This window comes from Caulobacter sp. AP07, assembly GCF_000281955.1.
Lineage (GTDB): Bacteria > Pseudomonadota > Alphaproteobacteria > Caulobacterales > Caulobacteraceae > Caulobacter.
In genome coordinates, this window is sequence record NZ_AKKF01000287.1 from 1 (window position 1) to 508 (window position 508).

Here is a 508-nt window from a genome sequence, read left to right on the forward strand (position 1 = left end):
GAAAGCAAAACCCCGTGTCAACTTCGTTTTCGACTAATTTCTTAGATCAAAACCAAAGTTGAATACTTCACCGAACTTTGGAATTCTTGACGAACTCCCTAATCCGATGAGGAGCGGCGCTTCTATTGAAGCAACGCCCCAGAGTCAACCGCCTCGTTTCCAGTCTATTCGAACCAGCCAAGGCCGCATCGAAGAGACAAAAAGGGTCCTGGGCCGCCGAGGCCGCCCACCTGGATCCATCACCGAGTCGATTGGAGCGCGGAAACTAACGAAACCAGCCGGAGAAAGCAAGAGCTTTGCGGCTCTGACTTCCGGTCGCGATCGCGTTTCCGAGCGAGGGGCCGATATAGGCGGGTGACAGCGCCGTGACAACCCCTCCCCTGCTGAATCCCGAGCCGGCGGCTTGGGCTTTGGCGGCTTGGGCTTTGGCGGCTTGGGCTTTGGCGGCTTGGGCTTTGGCGGCTTGGGCTTTGGCGGCTTGGGCTTTGGCGGCTTGGGCTTTGGCGGC

The 508-nt window shown here is 58.3% G+C and carries 1 protein-coding gene; it reads right to left on the reverse strand.

Features of this window, described 5'->3' with window-relative positions; translation table 11 throughout:
* Positions 1-265: 265 nt before the first annotated feature.
* On the reverse strand, positions 266-508 hold a 243-nt coding region (locus PMI01_RS28005), incomplete at its 5' end, for a hypothetical protein (protein ID WP_238537113.1).